The sequence below is a fragment of the Paraburkholderia humisilvae genome (assembly GCF_902859855.1).
GTDB classification, from domain to species: Bacteria; Pseudomonadota; Gammaproteobacteria; order Burkholderiales; family Burkholderiaceae; genus Paraburkholderia; species Paraburkholderia humisilvae.
On sequence record NZ_CADIKH010000017.1, the window covers coordinates 99732 to 116107 of the forward strand.

At 63.7% G+C, this 16376-nt stretch carries 16 protein-coding genes and 1 riboswitch; of the genes, 2 read left to right on the plus strand and 14 right to left on the minus strand.

Annotated elements, in window-relative coordinates; translation table 11 throughout:
* Nucleotide 1: 1 nt before the first annotated feature.
* From HV796_RS19355 to HV796_RS19390, 8 genes are all read right to left on the minus strand, one after another.
* Nucleotides 2–919: an ABC transporter permease subunit gene (locus tag HV796_RS19355; RefSeq protein ID WP_175228109.1), complete on the minus strand. Its 918-nt coding sequence runs from the start codon at nt 917–919 to the stop codon at nt 2–4.
* 86 nt (nt 920–1005) lie between these two features.
* Complete coding sequence (locus tag HV796_RS19360) at nt 1006–2019, minus strand: ABC transporter permease subunit (RefSeq protein ID WP_175228110.1); 1014 nt, start codon at nt 2017–2019, stop codon at nt 1006–1008.
* A gap of 139 nt (nt 2020–2158) precedes the next feature.
* Entirely contained in the window at nt 2159–3790 is a 1632-nt protein-coding gene (locus HV796_RS19365) for an ABC transporter substrate-binding protein (RefSeq protein WP_175228111.1), read from the minus strand.
* 257 nt (nt 3791–4047) lie between these two features.
* Complete coding sequence (gene metF, locus HV796_RS19370; protein ID WP_175228112.1) at nt 4048–4878, minus strand: methylenetetrahydrofolate reductase [NAD(P)H]; 831 nt, start codon at nt 4876–4878, stop codon at nt 4048–4050.
* A gap of 59 nt (nt 4879–4937) precedes the next feature.
* On the minus strand, nt 4938–5291 hold the full coding sequence (locus tag HV796_RS19375) for a phage holin family protein (RefSeq protein WP_175228113.1): 354 nt from the start codon (nt 5289–5291) through the stop codon (nt 4938–4940).
* 94 nt (nt 5292–5385) lie between these two features.
* Nucleotides 5386–6807 (minus strand): adenosylhomocysteinase, encoded by a 1422-nt coding sequence (gene ahcY / locus HV796_RS19380; protein WP_175228114.1) that lies wholly within the window; start codon nt 6805–6807, stop codon nt 5386–5388.
* Between the two features lie 30 nt (nt 6808–6837).
* Nucleotides 6838–6949: riboswitch (S-adenosyl-L-homocysteine riboswitch) on the minus strand.
* A gap of 123 nt (nt 6950–7072) precedes the next feature.
* Nucleotides 7073–7795 (minus strand): LrgB family protein, encoded by a 723-nt coding sequence (locus HV796_RS19385; RefSeq protein ID WP_175228115.1) that lies wholly within the window; start codon nt 7793–7795, stop codon nt 7073–7075.
* An 85-nt stretch (nt 7796–7880) separates the two neighbouring features.
* Nucleotides 7881–8342 (minus strand): CidA/LrgA family protein, encoded by a 462-nt coding sequence (locus HV796_RS19390; RefSeq protein ID WP_175228116.1) that lies wholly within the window; start codon nt 8340–8342, stop codon nt 7881–7883.
* 182 nt (nt 8343–8524) lie between these two features.
* Here HV796_RS19390 and HV796_RS19395 point away from each other — a divergent pair, with 182 nt between their 5' ends.
* On the plus strand, nt 8525–9499 hold the full coding sequence (locus HV796_RS19395) for a LysR family transcriptional regulator (protein ID WP_175228117.1): 975 nt from the start codon (nt 8525–8527) through the stop codon (nt 9497–9499).
* An 87-nt stretch (nt 9500–9586) separates the two neighbouring features.
* Here HV796_RS19395 and HV796_RS19400 read toward each other — a convergent pair whose 3' ends face one another.
* Nucleotides 9587–10867, minus strand: a complete 1281-nt coding sequence (locus tag HV796_RS19400) for a sensor domain-containing diguanylate cyclase (RefSeq protein WP_175228118.1) — start codon at nt 10865–10867, stop codon at nt 9587–9589.
* Between the two features lie 406 nt (nt 10868–11273).
* Here HV796_RS19400 and HV796_RS19405 point away from each other — a divergent pair, with 406 nt between their 5' ends.
* On the plus strand, nt 11274–12956 hold the full coding sequence (locus HV796_RS19405; RefSeq protein ID WP_175228119.1) for an isovaleryl-CoA dehydrogenase: 1683 nt from the start codon (nt 11274–11276) through the stop codon (nt 12954–12956).
* Between the two features lie 19 nt (nt 12957–12975).
* On the opposite strand, the gene HV796_RS19410 is transcribed toward HV796_RS19405, so the two are convergent.
* The 5 genes from HV796_RS19410 to fliE form a co-directional block, all read right to left on the minus strand.
* Entirely contained in the window at nt 12976–13377 is a 402-nt protein-coding gene (locus HV796_RS19410; RefSeq protein WP_175228120.1) for an EscU/YscU/HrcU family type III secretion system export apparatus switch protein, read from the minus strand.
* Entirely contained in the window at nt 13374–14873 is a 1500-nt protein-coding gene (fliK, locus tag HV796_RS19415) for a flagellar hook-length control protein FliK (RefSeq protein WP_175228121.1), read from the minus strand. Before fliK ends, HV796_RS19410 begins: the two co-directional genes overlap by 4 nt.
* 136 nt (nt 14874–15009) lie before the next feature.
* Complete coding sequence (locus tag HV796_RS19420; RefSeq protein WP_175228122.1) at nt 15010–15336, minus strand: flagellar protein FliT; 327 nt, start codon at nt 15334–15336, stop codon at nt 15010–15012.
* A complete protein-coding gene (gene fliS / locus HV796_RS19425; RefSeq protein ID WP_175228123.1) occupies nt 15333–15767 on the minus strand; it encodes a flagellar export chaperone FliS in 435 nt (144 codons plus the stop codon). The genes HV796_RS19420 and fliS overlap by 4 nt, the downstream gene beginning before the upstream one ends.
* Nucleotides 15768–15927: 160 nt before the next feature.
* Entirely contained in the window at nt 15928–16263 is a 336-nt protein-coding gene (gene fliE, locus HV796_RS19430) for a flagellar hook-basal body complex protein FliE (RefSeq protein ID WP_484555915.1), read from the minus strand.
* Nucleotides 16264–16376: the final 113 nt, after the last annotated feature.

Consider the following 16376-nt stretch of genomic DNA (forward strand, 5'->3'; position numbering starts at 1 on the left):
GTCAGGCCATCCGCTTCAGTTTGGGATCGAGCGCATCGCGCAACCCGTCGCCAAGCAGGTTGATCGCGAGCACCGAAATCAGAATGGAAAGGCCGGGCATCGTCACGATCCACCACGCGCTTTCGATATAGTCGCGCGCGGACGCAAGCATCGCGCCCCACTCCGCGGAAGGCGGCTGTACGCCGAGGCCGAGAAAGCCGAGCGCGGCCGCATCGAGAATGGCCGACGAAAAGCCGAGCGTGGCCTGCACGATCAGCGGCGCGGTACAGTTCGGCAGCACTTGCGAGAACATCAGCCGCAACGTGCCGGCGCCCGCGACGCGCGACGCCATCACGTATTCCTTGTGCAATTCGCCGAGCGCGGATGCGCGCGTTAAACGCACATAGCCCGGCAACGCGACGATTGCAATCGCGAACATCGTATTGAACAGACCCGGACCGATGATCGCCACCACCGCAACTGCGAGCAGCAGCGATGGCAGCGCGAGCAGCACGTCCATCACGCGCATGATCGGCGTGTCGGCCCACTTCTCGAAGAACGCGGCGATCAGGCCGAGCACGATGCCGGGAACCAGCGCGAGCACCACGGACACACAACCGATCCAGAACGACAGCCGCGCGCCGTACATCAGGCGCGAAAGAATGTCGCGGCCGGCTTCATCGGTGCCGAGGATGAACTTCCAGTTGCCGCCGTCGAGCCACGCGGGCGGAATCTTCACGAAATCGCGGTATTGCTCGATCGGACTATGCGGCGCGATCAACGGCGCGAAGATCGCGATGAAGACCAGCACCAGCACGACGATGCCCGCGCCGACCGCACCGCGGTTGCGCGAGAAGTTCGCCCAGAATTCACGTGCGGCGAGCGCGCGGCCACTTGGCGGGGTGACCGCCTGGGGGACGGTATTTTGGATATCAGCCACGGCATGCCTCCCGCCGAGCCGCCTCAAGGGAGGCATGCACCCCCTCGGGGGGCAGCGAACGTATGTGAGCGTGGGGGTACATTTTTTTACCTCGTATGGCGAATGCGCGGATTCAACACGCCGTATAGCAGATCGACGACGAGGTTCACCACAATAACCAGCGTCGCGATCATCAGAATGCCGCCCTGCACGACCGGATAGTCGCGCCGGCTGATCGCATCGATCAGCCACTTGCCGATGCCGGGCCACGAGAACAACGTCTCGGTCAGCACCGCGCCCGCGAGGAGCGTGCCGACCTGCAGGCCGATCACGGTGACGACCGGAATCAGTGCGTTGCGCAGCGCGTGGACGACAATCACCCGCGCCGGCGACAGGCCTTTCGCGCGCGCGGTGCGGATGTAGTCTTCGCGCAGCACTTCGAGCATCGACGAGCGCGTCATCCGCGCGATGACCGCAAGCGGAATCGTGCCGAGCACGATGGCCGGCAGAATCAGGTGGCTGAGCGCCGAGCGGAACGAGCCTTCGTCGGTGCCGGGCAACAGCGAGTCGATCAGCAGGAAACCCGTCACGTGCGGAATGTCGTATTCGACCGCAATGCGGCCCGACACCGGTGTCCAGCCGAGCTTCGACGAAAAGAACATGATGAGGATCAAGCCCCACCAGAAGATCGGCATCGAGTAGCCGGTCAGCGCGGTGCCCATCACGCCGTGATCGACGACCGTGCCGCGCCGCAACGCAGCGATCACGCCGGCCGGCAGGCCGACCACCAGCGCGAACAGCATCGCGCAGATCGACAGTTCGACCGTGGCCGGGAAGCGCGCGAGAAACTCGTCCATCACGCTCGTGTTCGTGATGATCGACGTGCCCAGATTGCCGGACAGTGCGCGGCCAACGTAATGCAGATATTGAACCGGCAGCGGCTCGTCGAGCCCGAGGCGGTGCAGCGCCGCGGCATGCATCGCCGGATCGACGCCGCGCTCGCCCATCATCACTTCGATGGGGTCGCCGGGGATCAGGTGGATGAGCGCGAACGCAAGGATCGTAATACCGATGAAAGTCGGTATCACCATCCCGATGCGGCGCAAAACGAATCGGAACATGGATCGTCCCTATAGTCTGGGTGGGGAAAAACGCAACCGGCGACAAGGGCTCGTGACCCCGTCGCCGGACAATTTCGACCAGTCTTCTTAACCGTGCGAAAAACTTACTGCGGCTGGCTGTTTATCGAGTTGTCGAGGTTTACTGCATGCCGACGCCGTCGAAGCGCTGATAGCCAAGCGACTCGATGCGCATGTCGACGACCTTCTTGCTCATCGGCAGATAGACCGTCGAGTGTGCGATCGGCGAGAACGGCAGTTGTTCCGCGAAGATCTGTTGCGCCTGCACATAAATCTTCGTGCGGGCATCCTGGCCCATGGTGGTGCGGCCCTTCTGCACGAGCTCGTCGAACGGCTTATAGCACCACTTCGAGAAGTTATTGCCATTCACCGCTTCGCAACCGAGCAGCGTGCCGAGCCAGTTGTCCGGATCGCCGTTGTCGCCGGTCCAGCCGATCAGCATCGAGTCGTCTTCGCCAGCGTGCGCGCGCTTGATGTACTCGCCCCACTCATACGTGACGATGTTCGCCTTCACGCCGATCTTCGCCCAGTCCGCCTGGATCATTTCCGCCATCAGCTTGCCGTTCGGATTGTACGGACGCTGCACCGGCATCGCCCACAGCGTGATCTCGAAGCCATTGGCGAGCCCGGCCTTCGCGAGCAGCGCCTTCGCCTTGTCCGGATCGTATGACGCGGCCTTCAGCCCCTGATAGAACGACCATTGCGTCGGCGGCATCGGGTTCGTCGCGAGCTGGCCCGCGCCCTGGTAGACCGAGTCGACGATCGCCTTCTTGTTGATCGCCATGTCGAGTGCCTGACGCACCTCGACCTTGTCGAGCGGCTTGTGCGTGACGTTGTACGCGAGATAGCCCAGGTTGAAGCCCGCTTGCGACGGCATCTGGATGTTGTTGTCCGCCTTCAGCGGCGCGATATCGGCCGGACGCGGATAGCTCATCACCTGGCATTCGTCGCGCTTGAGCTTCTGTACGCGCACGCCCGGGTCAGGCGTAATCGAGAAGATCAGCTTCGAGAGCTTCACCGTGTTCGGCTTCCAGTAGTCAGGATTGCCGTCGAAACGGATCGTCGCGTCCTTCGTGTAGCTGCGGAAAATAAACGGGCCCGTGCCGACCGGTTTCTGGTTGATGTCGGCAGCCTTGCCGTCCTTGAGCAACTGGTCCGCGTATTCCGCCGACAGGATCGACGCATACTCCATCGCGATGTTCTGGATAAACGGCGCGTTCGCTTCCGCCAGCGTGAATTTCACGGTATACGGGTCGACTTTTTCGACCTTCGTGATCAGCTTGTCCAGGCCCATGTCGGTGAAGTACGGAAACTGCACCGGGTAGGCCTTATGGAACGGCTGGTTCGGATCGAGCATCCGTTCGAACGTGAATACCACGTCGTCCGCGTTGAATTCGCGCGTCGGCTTGAAGTACGCCGTGGTCTGGAATTTGACGCCGTGGCGCAGGTGGAACGTCACCGTCTTGCCGTCCGGCGACACGTCCCACTTTTCGGCGAGGCCCGGCTCCACCTTCGTGCCGCCGCGCTCGAATTCGACGAGCCGGTTGTAGACGGTGAACGTGTTCGCGGTAAAGTCCACGCCCGTGGTGTATTGCGCCGGATCAAAACCCGCGGGGCTGCCTTCTGAGCAGAAAACGAGAGTCTTGTTCGGAATATCGGCGGCGTTGGCCAGTTGGGTCCCCGCCATCGATGCCGCTGCGACCGCGCTCAGCGTCGTGAGCCGGAGCGCGCGCAACAGTCTGTTTTGTTTCATGTTTCCTCCAGATTTGTAACCGGCCAAAGCCAGCGTAGCGCGATATTACTGAGCTTTGCTGGCCCCCACAAGCGGACAAAAACCGTGTGGCGCAAACATGGAAACATGTGTAGGGGAGGTGGGCCGGATAGGCCGCTTTGTGCTGCGAAATGTCATTCGCGGTCATCCGCGGTCAACCACAGGCCGACGACGGTCGAACCAGGTCATGCGCGGCGCCGCGCATGACGTTGATTGGCATGGTGAATATGCGCGCCGGATTACAGCCCGAGCCGTTCGCAGATCGCCTTGGTCGCCGCAGCGCCGTTGAGCGTGTAGAAATGCAGGCCCGGCACGCCCGCGTCGACGAGCCGCTGGCACAACCGCGTCACCACGTCGAGTCCGAATGCGCGAATCGCCTCGCGGTCATCACCGAAGCTCTCGAGCCGGCGCGCGATCCAGCGCGGCACTTCCGCGCCGCACATCTCCGAAAAACGCATCAGCTGCGAGAAGTTCGTGATCGGCATGATGCCGGGCACGATCGGCACATCGACGCCGAGCTTGCGCGCATCGTCGACGAAATGGAAGTACGCATCCGCATTGAAGAAGTACTGTGTGATCGCGGAGTCCGCGCCGGCCTTGACCTTGCGCGCGAAGTTTTCCAGATCGTGACGCGGCGAGCGCGACTGCGGATGGTATTCCGGATACGCGGCCACTTCGATGCAAAACCAGTCACCGAACTCGGCGCGGATAAAGCTGACGAGTTCCGACGCATAGCGCAGCTCGCCGACTTCGCCCATGCCCGACGGCAAATCGCCGCGCAGCGCGACGATATGGCGGATGCCATGCGAGCGGTACTGGTTCAGGATCGCGCGCAAGCTCTCTTTGGACGAGCCGATGCACGACAGGTGCGGCGCCGCTTCGAGGCCGCCTTGCGCCATATCGATGACGGTGTCGAGCGTGCCCTGCTGCGTCGAGCCGCCGGCGCCGAACGTAACCGACACAAACTTGGGTTTGAGCGGCAGCAGTTGCGCACGCGTGGCGCGCAACTTTTCGACGCCTTCCTGCGTTTTAGGCGGAAAGAATTCGAATGAAAGTTCGATGGGGTTCATGGTGCGGGTTCATGGTCCGACAAGAAATCGCGAGGCATCGATCGCACGCGTCGCGACGGTTAGCCGAAACTGCGATTGCCGAGAATAAGCGCGGATAGCAGCCACGAAACGATGCTGTACAGAATCGAGCCGAAGAACGCCGACCAGAAGCCGGACACCTCGAAGCCCTTGAGCAGCGACGCGCATAACCAGAAGCACAGCGCATTGACGACGAGGATGAAGAGTCCCAGCGTGAGAATCGTGACCGGCAACGTGAGCAGGATCAGCACCGGCCGCAATATCGTGTTGATCAGCCCGAGCACCAGCGCAATGATCAATGCGGTACCGAAACTGCGGATGTGTATCGACGGCACGAGGTACGTGATGATCAACAACGCAAGCGCATTGATCAGCCAGGTCAACAGCACGCTCATATCAGGCTCCTTGGTGGCTTGCGATCCGCATTGAACGTGAACGCGCGCAGTGTGAACCGCTTGCGCGGTGCACTGCGCGCATCCGGCAACGTGCTTAGTAGCGGTAGTGGTTCGGCTTGAACGGGCCGTTCGTGTCCACACCGATATAGCCTGCCTGCTCGGCCGACAGTTGCGTCAGGTTCGCGCCGATGCGCGCGAGATGCAGACGCGCGACCTTCTCGTCGAGCTGCTTCGGCAACACGTAAACCTTGTTCTCGTACTTGCCGCCTTGCGTGAACAGTTCGATCTGCGCGAGTGTCTGGTTCGTGAACGAGTTCGACATCACGAACGACGGGTGGCCGGTCGCGCAGCCGAGGTTCACGAGGCGGCCTTCAGCCAGCAGAATGACGCGCTTGCCATCCGGGAAAATGATGTGGTCGACTTGCGGCTTGATGTTTTCCCACGTGTACTGGCGTGTCGACGCGACATCGATTTCCGAATCGAAGTGCCCGATGTTGCAGACAATCGCGTTGTGGCGCATCGCCTTCATGTGATCGTGATTGATCACATGGTAGTTGCCGGTCGCGGTCACGAAAATGTCGGCCTTATCCGCCGCATGCTCCATCGTCACGACGCGATAGCCTTCCATCGCCGCCTGCAGCGCACAGATCGGATCGATTTCGGTCACCCAAACCGTCGCGCCCAGACCGCGCAGCGACTGTGCGCAGCCCTTGCCCACGTCGCCGTAACCGGCCACCACGGCGATCTTGCCGGCGATCATCACATCGGTTGCGCGCTTGATGCCATCGACCAGCGATTCGCGGCAGCCATACAGGTTGTCGAACTTCGACTTCGTGACCGAATCGTTCACGTTGATGGCCGGGAACGGCAGGCGGCCTTCCTTCTCCATCTGATACAGACGGTGCACGCCGGTCGTGGTTTCTTCGGTGACGCCCTTGATGTGCGCAAGACGCTTCGAGTACCACGTCGGGTCCGCGTCCAGATGCTGCGCGATCGACTTGAAGAGTGCGGTTTCTTCTTCGTTAGTCGGCTTGGCGATCACCGAGCGATCCTTCTCGGCCTTCGAGCCGAGGATCAGCAGCAGCGTCGCGTCGCCACCGTCGTCGAGAATCATGTTCGCGAACTGACCGTTCGGCCATTCGAAGATGCGGTGCGTGAATTGCCAGTATTCGTCGAGCGATTCGCCCTTGAATGCAAACACCGGCGTGCCGCTTTGCGCGACGGCTGCCGCTGCGTGGTCCTGCGTCGAGAAAATGTTGCACGATGCCCAGCGCACGTCCGCGCCGAGCGCCTTCAGCGTCTCGATCAGCACGCCGGTCTGGATGGTCATGTGCAGCGAGCCGGCGATGCGCGCGCCCTTCAGCGGCTGCTGAGCCTTGTATTCGTCACGGATTTGCACGAGGCCCGGCATTTCCGTTTCGGCAATGTTGAGTTCCTTGCGGCCCCAGCCTGCAAGCGCCAGGTCGGCAACGACAAAATCTTTCGAGTCTTTGGAATCGTAAACTGCGGCGTTCATCACGCCCTCCTTTCTAAGAGAATTAGAAGATTGACGTGAGCGCCGTTCGATGCAAAGTGCAAGCCGCGCGGGACGCGCATGCCTTTGAATTGACCACCTTCGAGCCTGGCGGGAAGAACCCGTCGCAACGCTCCTCGAAGGCGAGGGCAGATTGTAGCAAATCAGGGTGGCGCGTGCGATCGGCAATTACCGCGACGGCCGCACGGTTGCCGCACCTGAAAAGTGGCGCACGCCGACGCGGGCGGCCGCGCGGCGCGGCGCACGTTCAGATTGGCAGCAGCGGGAAGATTGGGGCGAGCAGGACCATCGCGACGCCGGCGATCATCATGGTCAGGCTCGCGACGACCCCCTCTTCACTGCCGAGTTCGCGCGCTTTCGCGGTACCCACACCATGCGCGGAGGCGCCTAACAATGCGCCGCGCGCGAGCCGCGAACGCAGCGGAAGCAGCGCCAGCACTAGCTCGCCGAACAGCATCCCGCACACGCCGGTCGCAATCACGAACAGCGCGGTCAGGTCCTTCGGCGCATGGATTCTGTCGCTGACCGCGAGCGCGAACGGCGTGGACACGGAGCGTGTCATCAGGCTGCGTTGCAAATCGGGTGACAGGTGCAGCAGTTTCGCGAGCGCGAGCGACCCACCGACCGCAACCACAATGCCGACCGCGACACCGACGCAGAGCGAGATCCAGTGCTGTTTCATCAGTTCGCGATACTCGTAGATCGGCACGGCGAACGCGACGGTCGCCGGCCCGAGCAGCCACATCAGCCAGCGCGTGTCCTGAAAATAGACCCGATACGGAATATGCGCGAGCCAGACGACCGTGACCAGCACGATCGGCACCGCGACGAGCGGCGTGAACCACATCGTTTTCACGCGCGCGTAGAGCGCCTTCGACAGGAAGTAGAGCGCTACCGTCAGCACGAAACAGCCGGCGGCGATCAGCCGCGACGGGTTGTCGGCAAACAGGAATGTGTAAAGGGTGCTCATCGCAAACGTGCTGCCTCGCGGCTTGCCGCAGTGGACGGGTTGAAGCTCGCGAACGCGTCAAACGTGCGTTGGCGCCTGACGAATGCTACCGGGCCGGCTGGCGATCGACCGGGATGCGCCGCAATGCAAGACGGCGCTCGAAACGCGAAGTCTGTTCGACCGCGAACGCCACCGCGACCATCACCATCAGCGTGCCGGCCACGACGACCAGCGCAAGCCGCCAGCCGTTCTCGCGCAGCAGCCCGCCATACTGGACCGCCGCCACCGCTGCGGGAATAAAGAACAGCAGTAATTCGGACAGCAGCCAGTCGGCTCCGGCCTTTACCCAATGCGGCGCAATGCCGCCACACAACAGCGCGGCGAGCAGGGCGAGCAGACCGATCACGCCACCGGGCACCGGCAGACCGATGCGCCGCACGGCGAAGTCCGCGACAAACCACACGCCCGCGAGCACCCCGCACTGGACGACGACCCGCAGTGCGCGCGCCACCGGCGCGACGGCGCCCGAACGCGCGCTAGCGGCCAGCTTCGTGACAGAAATGCTCATCGCGATCACTCCCTGGTGACGTTTAAGTTCAGCGCAGTATAGGGTTTCTACTGATATAAATATAATGACTTAGAGACATTCGAATCATTCCAGATTGGAATTCGTCGGGTTAAATTGGGGGTTGAAACCACCGGGTTGGCCCGGGTCGCGCCCGGGTTGAACTGCTTTTTGGGAGCCTGATCGTGGAATTGCGTGCGCTTCGCTACTTCATCGAGGTCGTCCGGCAGCAAAGCTTCACCGCCGCCGCCGAGCAGTTGTTCGTCACCCAACCCACCATCAGCAAGATGGTGAAGGCGCTCGAAGATGAGATCGGCTCGCCGCTGCTGCTGCGCGACGGCCGCCAGATGGTGCTCACCGACGCGGGGCGGATCGTCTGTCAGCGCGGTCAGGATGTGCTCGCCGCACACGCGCAACTGCAAAAGGAACTCGACGACCTCGGCACACTCGGCCGCGGCACGCTGACCATCGGCATCCCGCCGATGGGCGGCGCGCTATTCAGTCCGGCGATCGCCGCGTTCCGGCAACGTTATCCGAAGGTCGAACTGAAACTGATCGAGCAAGGCTCTCGCGCGGTCGAGGCAGCGCTGATCGGCGGCGAACTCGAGCTAGGCGGCGTGCTGCTGCCCGTGGACCCCGACGCGATCGACACGCTGCCGATCACGCGTCAGCGCCTGTGGCTCGTCGCACGCATCGGCTCATGCTGGGACGCGGCAAAAGAGGTGCCGCTCGCGGATCTGGCAAGCGAACCATTCGTGTTCTACGGCGAAAGCCTCGCGCTCAACGACGTCGTGCTGCAGGCATGCCGTAGGGCCGGCTTCGCACCGACCGTCGCAAGCCGCAGCGAGCATTGGGACTTCATGGTCGCGCTGGTGCTGGCCGGCGTCGGCATCGCTTTGTTGCCCGCGCCTTATTGCCGCCGGCTCGATGCCGGACAGTTCACCTGCCGGCCGGTTGTCGAGCCGGAAATTCCGTGGGAAATCGCGATCGGCTGGCGGCGTAACGGCTATCTGTCGCACGCGGCACGCGCATGGCTCGAGGTGGCGCGTGAAGCGCTGCGCGGCCTGTCCGGCGACGACTTCATGAACGCGCCGGCGCTCGGCATCGTGATGAGCGGCGCGGCCGCGATACCGGCGGCGACCGGCGACCGCAAAAAATAGTGGAGTGGGTAGATCGGTTCATCCCGATGGAACAGTTGAAACGTCGTAGACGGTTCCCCGTGGATCGACGGAGCGCTGCGCCCGTTCCTACCCGATCTCAACGCGATTGCGCCCGCCTTGCTTGGCTCGATAGAGCGCGAGATCCGCTCGCTTGACGATCGCATCCACGTCGTGCTCGCCGGGCTTTCGAGCCGACACGCCGATGCTTACCGTAAAAGGCACCGGCGAGCCCAACCGCCATTTGAACTGGAAGTCCTGCCGCTCGATCGTCGACCTCAGCTTGTCCGCAATCACGCCGGCCTCCTCCGCACTCAGTCCCGGGAGCGCGGCAACAAACTCTTCCCCGCCCCAGCGCGCAAAAACCGCGGCCTTCCGCACCGAATTGAGCGCGACCTTGGCCAGCGCACGCAACACCTCATCGCCGACGTCGTGACCGAAGCTGTCGTTTACTCGCTTGAAGTAGTCGATGTCGAGCATAAACACGGACAGCATCCGATCGGACTCCAGAAGTTTGTCCACCACCTCTGCAAACTCGCGGCGATTCGGCAAGCCGGTTAGCTCGTCCGTCACCGCGCGTTTCTGCAGCAAATCCATCAGCATGACCCGATCGCTGATGTCGCGGATCACCGCGGTGAATTCGAGCAGTCCACCAACGTTGATCTTCGAGATCGCAATTTCCAGCGGCAGCATCGATCCGTCCCGATGTTGTCCATACACACGATCGCGCTCGTTCATCTGGCGTGAGCGAACCGGCGATTGCGCAAATTGACGCACGTATTGCGGATGATTCGGGTGATATTGCTCGGGAATCAAACGCTCGATTGGCTGGCCGAGCATCTCGTCGGACGTGTATCCGAACAGATCTTCCGCGGCCCGGTTAAACAGCGTGATGCATTGCTGCTGGTCGATCGTGATGATCGCGTCGTACGCGGCGTGAACGACCGAGCGAAAACGCGATGTGCTGACGTCGAGGTCATGCGTCAGTTGCACCTTCGCCGTGATGTCGAGGCCGGTGACGAGGATGCCGATGATCGGCGGCGCGCCGGCAACCGCGCGGAACGGCTTAAGCGACAGGCGCCACCAGTGTGTGCCGTCCCTCAGGTCATAAGCCTGTTCGAGCTCCTGCGCAACGCCCGACTCGAAGCACTCCTGCAGCTTTTGCCGGAATTCGGTCCGCGCGTAATGCGGTATTAGCGGTTCAAAAGGTATCGGACACGCGTCGATGCAGACGTGATTGACATCGATCATGCGAAAGAAGCCCTCATTACAGGCCTCGATAACGAGTTTGTTCGCTTCGTCGTGGCTAATCACGGCGACGCTCGCCGCGATTCCACGAATTAAATCCTGCACCCTGGACCAATCGAACATTGCGCCTCCCTGACGGAGATTCCACCGGCAACAAGCGATCGAGCGCGCTACTCATTCACCACGAAGAGTCCGGATGTCTACGCGGTTACGTGGTGACTTGTTTACGACGGCACAGGCGCGAATTCCGCACGGGTATCCATCTTTGGAGAGACCCAATCCGCATTGGGGCAGGAGGTCTGTTGACCCCGGTTTTCTGAACCGTTGGACCTCGAAGCAGGCCGAGGAGCGATGGGCTTGCTCAGCCGAGCGCGATCACACTTCATATCATATCGCCGTTGCCCGAGCGTGCGCAAAGCGCCCCCGTTTCGTCAAACCACGCAGTCATGGCCGGCGTAAAACTCGCCGCTGCGGCGCCCGGCGAGCGACAATGAGCCCATCTCGCCCACGCCGCAGACGGAGACAGCAGATGGACATGTTCGGCCCCGGCAACACGCACGAAGTGACCAATCAGGTACCGCTACTCGCCGACTACAACCTGTTCACCAGCGACCCGGCACTGGTCGCGGCCGTCGACCGCGAAGGCGCCGGCTGGCACCGCACCGCGCTCGAACGCGACGGTGCGGCGCTCACGAAGCCCGACGTTCTCGCGCTTGGCGAACTCGCGAACCGCCACACCCCGGAGCTGTCGACGCACAGCCCGCGCGGCGAACGCATCGACGCGCTGGAGTTTCATCCCGCCTGGCACACGTTGCTTGCGCAACTGCGCGGCGCGGGCCTGCACGCACTGCCGTTCGCGCATCCGCAGCCCGGCGCGATGGTCGCGCGTTGCGCGGCCTATCTGCTGCATGCGCAGATCGAATCGGGCGCGCTATGCCCGATGACGATGACATTCGCGAGCATCCCGGTGCTGCAACGCGAACCGGAACTGTTCGCCGCGCTGCGCGACAAGCTGTATGCGCGCGAGCACGATCCGCGCGACCTGCCGTTCGCGCAAAAAACGTCGATGATGATCGGCATGGGCATGACCGAAAAACAGGGCGGCTCCGACGTGCGCAGCAACCGCACGCGCGCGTTCGCGGTACATGACTCAGGCGGTTCCGGGCGCGGCGGCGAATATCGCCTCGTCGGTCATAAGTGGTTCTTCTCGGCGCCGCAGTGCGATGCGCATCTCGTCCTTGCACGCACCGACGATCACGAAGGCGTGTCGTGCTTTTTCGTGCCGCGCTTCACACCCGACGGCGGCAAGAACGCGGTCCGCATCCAGCGGTTGAAGAACAAGCTCGGCAACCGCTCGAACGCGAGCAGCGAGGTCGAGTTCTTCGATGCGTACGGCGTGATGGTCGGCGACGCGGGCCGCGGCGTGCCGACCATCATCGAAATGGCGAGCTACACGCGTCTCGATTGCGCGCTCGGCAGCGCGGCGTTGATGCGCGCGGCGCTCGTGCAGGCGATCCATCACGCGCGGCATCGCAGCGCATTCGGCCGCATGCTGGCCGAACAGCCGCTGATGCGCAATGTGCTCGCGGACCTCGCGCTCGAATCCGAAGCGGCCACGCTGCTCGTGATGCGGCTCGCGCGCGCGTTCGAAGACACCACGGGCACGCTCGAAGAGCGTGCGTGGCGGCGGCTCGTCACGCCGGCCGCGAAGTACTGGGTCTGCAAGCGCGCGCTCGAATTCACCGGCGAAGCGATGGAAGTATGGGGCGGCAACGGCTATGTCGAAGAAGGGCCGATGGCGCGTTTCTACCGCGAGGCGCCCGTCAATTCGATCTGGGAAGGGTCGGGCAACGTGATGTGCCTCGACGTGCTGCGCGCGCTCGAAAGGGAACCGGAAGCCGCGCAGGCGTTGCTTACCGGATGGCGTAGCGTCGCACAGAACCATGCCGCGCTCGCGGGCGCACTCGACCGGCTACTCACGACGCTCACCACGTCGTCCGATATTCGCGAGGCGTCCGCGCGCCGCATCGCGCAGCAACTGATCCTGATCGGGCAGGCGGTGCTGCTCGTGCAGCACGCGCCGTCGTGCGTCGCCGACGCGTTCATTGCGACGCGCGTCGCCGATGGTTGCGGCGATAGCGGCCGCGTCTATGGCTCGTTGCCGCCGACGCTGGATCACGCGGCACTCGTCGAACGCGCATTTGCGGCGTGACCCGCCCGAGCCTCGCGCGTTATTTCAACCAGCGCGTCGGCGGAACATCGCCGCGCGGCAAGCGCGCGGCAGCGGAATCCACGGCCGGGTCGCCGTGTGGCTCGGGAGCGATCGAAACGGTATTGTCCGCGCCTGGTTCGTCGGTTGCGTCGGCCGCACCGCTTTCCAGCCGGTGCAGCCACGCCAGCAGTTCCGCGACCGCCTGATAAAGCTGCGGCGGAATTCGCGCATCAAGGTCGACCTGCATCAGCAGCGACACCATCTCCGGCGCCTCGTGCACATAGAGACCAGCCTCTTTCGCGCGCTGCACGATCATTTCCGCGACGAGCCCATACCCCTTCGCGACGACGCGCGGCGTGCCGCCCGGTCGTTGATCGTCGTATGAGAGCGCCGCCGCGCTCTTGCGATGGGTGCGGCTCAAAGCAGAACGTCCGCGTCGAAGGGGCCGGACGGCGTCGCTCCATGGCTGCCGGCATGTGCGTCGCCTGCCGGATGGCCGGCGCCGGCTGCCGCGGAAGCGGAACGCGCATAGGCCTGCGCGGCTTGCGTCGCCGACGTCCCGCTGCCCAGCCCGCCGCCGGGACCGCCACCGGGGCCGCCTCCAACGATTTCCCGGATCGACAGCGCATGGAGCGCGATGCCGACTGCCGCCAGACGCTGCCTGAACGATTCGCCTTGCGCCGCAAGCCGCGCGGCGCCCGTCGGGCTGGCCTGCACGCGTGCGACAAGTTGCATCCCGACCAGCGTCAGATCGGCATCGATCGTGCCCAGCACCGGCAACGACAGCGTGAGCCGGGTGCGCCATGGATGAACCCCCTCCATATCCTCCGCGTCGCCATCGCCGCCGCGCGACCAGCGATCCACGCTCTCCTCGATCGTCCAGTCGAGCCGCGCGCCGGGCCATGCTTCGCCGCTCCAGCGGAATTCGCCGGTTGCCAGCAGATCGAGCTGCTGACGCACGAGCGTGACGGTCGCCGGATGCACCGAGGCGGCCATCGCCTGCGTCGACAGCTGCGCCTGCGCCGCATTCGCCTGGCCGTTGTTCGCGTTGCCCGCTTGCGCACCGTCGCGCGCCGACTGCGGCGACGGACCGCTGCCGAACGCGTCTTCGGCAAACTCCTGAACGGCGGCTGCCAGGCGCGCCGACATCGGCATCGGGTTGCCCTGCGCCTGGTGCGCCGCCGCGTTTGACTGGGTCGCGCCACCGCCTGGCTGCGCGGACGAGCCGCCGCGCCACCATGACGGAGGGCCATCGCCATCCGCCGCGGCGTCTTCATCGAGCGCCCAGTCGAGCGGCATTTGCGCCGCCTCGGCGACCAGCCGGTTCTGCGGCTCATCGGATAACGATGCGGGCGGGCGCTGGCCGCTGAGCCACTGCGCAAGATGCGATTCGTAGAAGAGCCCGCTTTCGCCGACCGTTTGACGCAGCGCCTGCGCGAGCGCGTCGACCGGTACCGTAACGGCAGCGAGCGTCGCGGCCGTTGAAGCTTGCGCGGCGCCGGTCTGGGTTTGCGTCTGGGAAGACTGGGAAGGCGTCGGCGTAGCCGCGCCGTTGCCCGGGTTGGCTTGCGCAGCGTTGCCGTCCGGCGTGGCGCCCGGCTGCGCGCCGAGCCCTTCCTCGAGCGCCGGCACGACCGGCCAGATCGGCCACTGGCCGACGACCGACGGCGTCGCATCGCCGCCCGAGCGCATGATCGCGTCGAGCGTCAGCGCGATGCGCGACAGGATGGTCTGGGTGGAAGCCTGCGGCTGGTTATCGAGTAACGAAACCGGCGTGCCGCTCGTCGTCGGCGTATCGACAGTCAGCGCGGACGTGCCCGTCTGCGCCGTCGAGGCATTGCTGCGTGAAGCAATCGACAACAGGCTGTCAACGCGGCTCGCGAGCAGCGCAGCAACGGCCGTGTCGATGTTGGTCATGCATCCTTCCTGTCGTCGCCAGGCAAAAAACAGAAATTAGTGACAAAAATCCGGAATCGGTCAGCGGGAGGGACCGCCTGATCAGCGTCGACAGGCAAACCGCCGCCGGCGTACGTGCGCCGGCGGCTAGCCTGTCTCACCGCGCCCCGTAGATCTCTTTCAGTACCTTCGCCGTGCGGCCCGCGAACAGCGCGGACAGCTTCGCGAGACGCGGATTCGCGAGTTCGCGGATCGCGGCGTCATTGGCGAGAATTTCACGAATCAACTCGTATTTGCGGCCGCGCTCGTCATCGTCGAGATGCACGCCCGCTTCGGCTTCTTTCAGACTGTCGACCAGACTGCGATACTCGTTCTGCATGTGAGCCAATTCGCCCCACAGCGCATCGCGGGCGGCCATCAACATCCGGCACGATATTGCCGCGATCGCCTCATAGCGGGCGAAGTATTCCTGATTCGCAGTCATCTCGCCGCTTCCGCGGATCCCTGTGCCGCAATCCGCGCCACCTCCGGCCCAATACCCGTCCATGCTTCCTCGAGCGTTGCGAGCAGACCGTCAACTTCGATCAGCATCGCTTCATTGCTTTTGATATTCGCTTCCAGCAGGCGCCTTGCCATGTAGCCGTACAGCGCATTGAGCCGCTCGGCGATTTCGCCGCCGGCATTGCGGTCCAGCGATGCCTGCAGGCCGCTCTCGATGATCGAGATCGCCTTGCCGATCGTTTCGCCGCGCCGTCCGACTTCGCCCTGCTGCAGATGAAAGCGTGCCTGTCCAATTGCCTTGCGCGCACCCTGAAACAGCATCGCGATCAGGCGATGCGGACTTGCCCCCATCACCCCTGTCTCGTTGCCCACGCGTGCGTAAGCGTTGGCTCCGGCGTGCCCTGGGGAAAACATCGGCGCTCCTCCTGTGTGATGCGCGCTGCGGTTGATCCAGACAAAGCCAGCCCCACTGCTGCGCGAAGGCGCGCTGCGGTGACTGTGTCCGTGTTATCGGACGGTCAGGACAAAGCTTTAGGGTGCCGAACGAGGGACTGCCGGGAGCGCTTCGCGCCGATCACACCTGCATCTGCATGATGTCGTTGTACGCGGTCACCAGCTTGTTGCGCACCTGCAGCGCGAACTGGAAGCCAATACCGGCCTTCTGGCCGTCGATCATCACATCGTTCAACGACACGTTCGGCGCGCCGACTTCGAACGCCTTCGCCTCGTTGTCGGCGCTCATCTGGTCATTGCTGACTTTGTCGAGCGACGCTTTCAGCGCGGCGCCGAAGCTGCCGGTGTACGTGGCGCCTGCTTGCGCGCCCGGCGCGGCCGGGTCGCCGGCCGCTTCCGACGCCATCGACTGGATCTGCTGCAGCGCGGAAGTCAGCGGGTTCGCGACGGTCATGATTGCTCCAGGGAAAAAGAACCGGCGCTGCGCGAACCGACCACGGCCGCCATGCCGGATTGACGGGAAGCATAAACGCGGGAGTCTTACGGACAGCCGCGAAACTGGGGGGAAAA

Coding starts and splice junctions, on each gene's coding strand:
- HV796_RS19360 (WP_175228110.1), bottom strand. CDS start 2,019: ATGTTCCGATTCGTTTTGCGCCGCATCGGGATGGTGATACCGACTTTC.
- HV796_RS19365 (WP_175228111.1), bottom strand. CDS start 3,790: ATGAAACAAAACAGACTGTTGCGCGCGCTCCGGCTCACGACGCTGAGC.
- metF (WP_175228112.1), bottom strand. CDS start 4,878: ATGAACCCCATCGAACTTTCATTCGAATTCTTTCCGCCTAAAACGCAG.
- HV796_RS19375 (WP_175228113.1), bottom strand. CDS start 5,291: ATGAGCGTGCTGTTGACCTGGCTGATCAATGCGCTTGCGTTGTTGATC.
- ahcY (WP_175228114.1), bottom strand. CDS start 6,807: ATGAACGCCGCAGTTTACGATTCCAAAGACTCGAAAGATTTTGTCGTT.
- HV796_RS19385 (WP_175228115.1), bottom strand. CDS start 7,795: ATGAGCACCCTTTACACATTCCTGTTTGCCGACAACCCGTCGCGGCTG.
- HV796_RS19390 (WP_175228116.1), bottom strand. CDS start 8,342: ATGAGCATTTCTGTCACGAAGCTGGCCGCTAGCGCGCGTTCGGGCGCC.
- HV796_RS19400 (WP_175228118.1), bottom strand. CDS start 10,867: ATGTTCGATTGGTCCAGGGTGCAGGATTTAATTCGTGGAATCGCGGCG.
- HV796_RS19405 (WP_175228119.1), top strand. CDS start 11,274: ATGGACATGTTCGGCCCCGGCAACACGCACGAAGTGACCAATCAGGTA.
- fliK (WP_175228121.1), bottom strand. CDS start 14,873: ATGACCAACATCGACACGGCCGTTGCTGCGCTGCTCGCGAGCCGCGTT.
- HV796_RS19420 (WP_175228122.1), bottom strand. CDS start 15,336: ATGACTGCGAATCAGGAATACTTCGCCCGCTATGAGGCGATCGCGGCA.
- fliS (WP_175228123.1), bottom strand. CDS start 15,767: ATGTTTTCCCCAGGGCACGCCGGAGCCAACGCTTACGCACGCGTGGGC.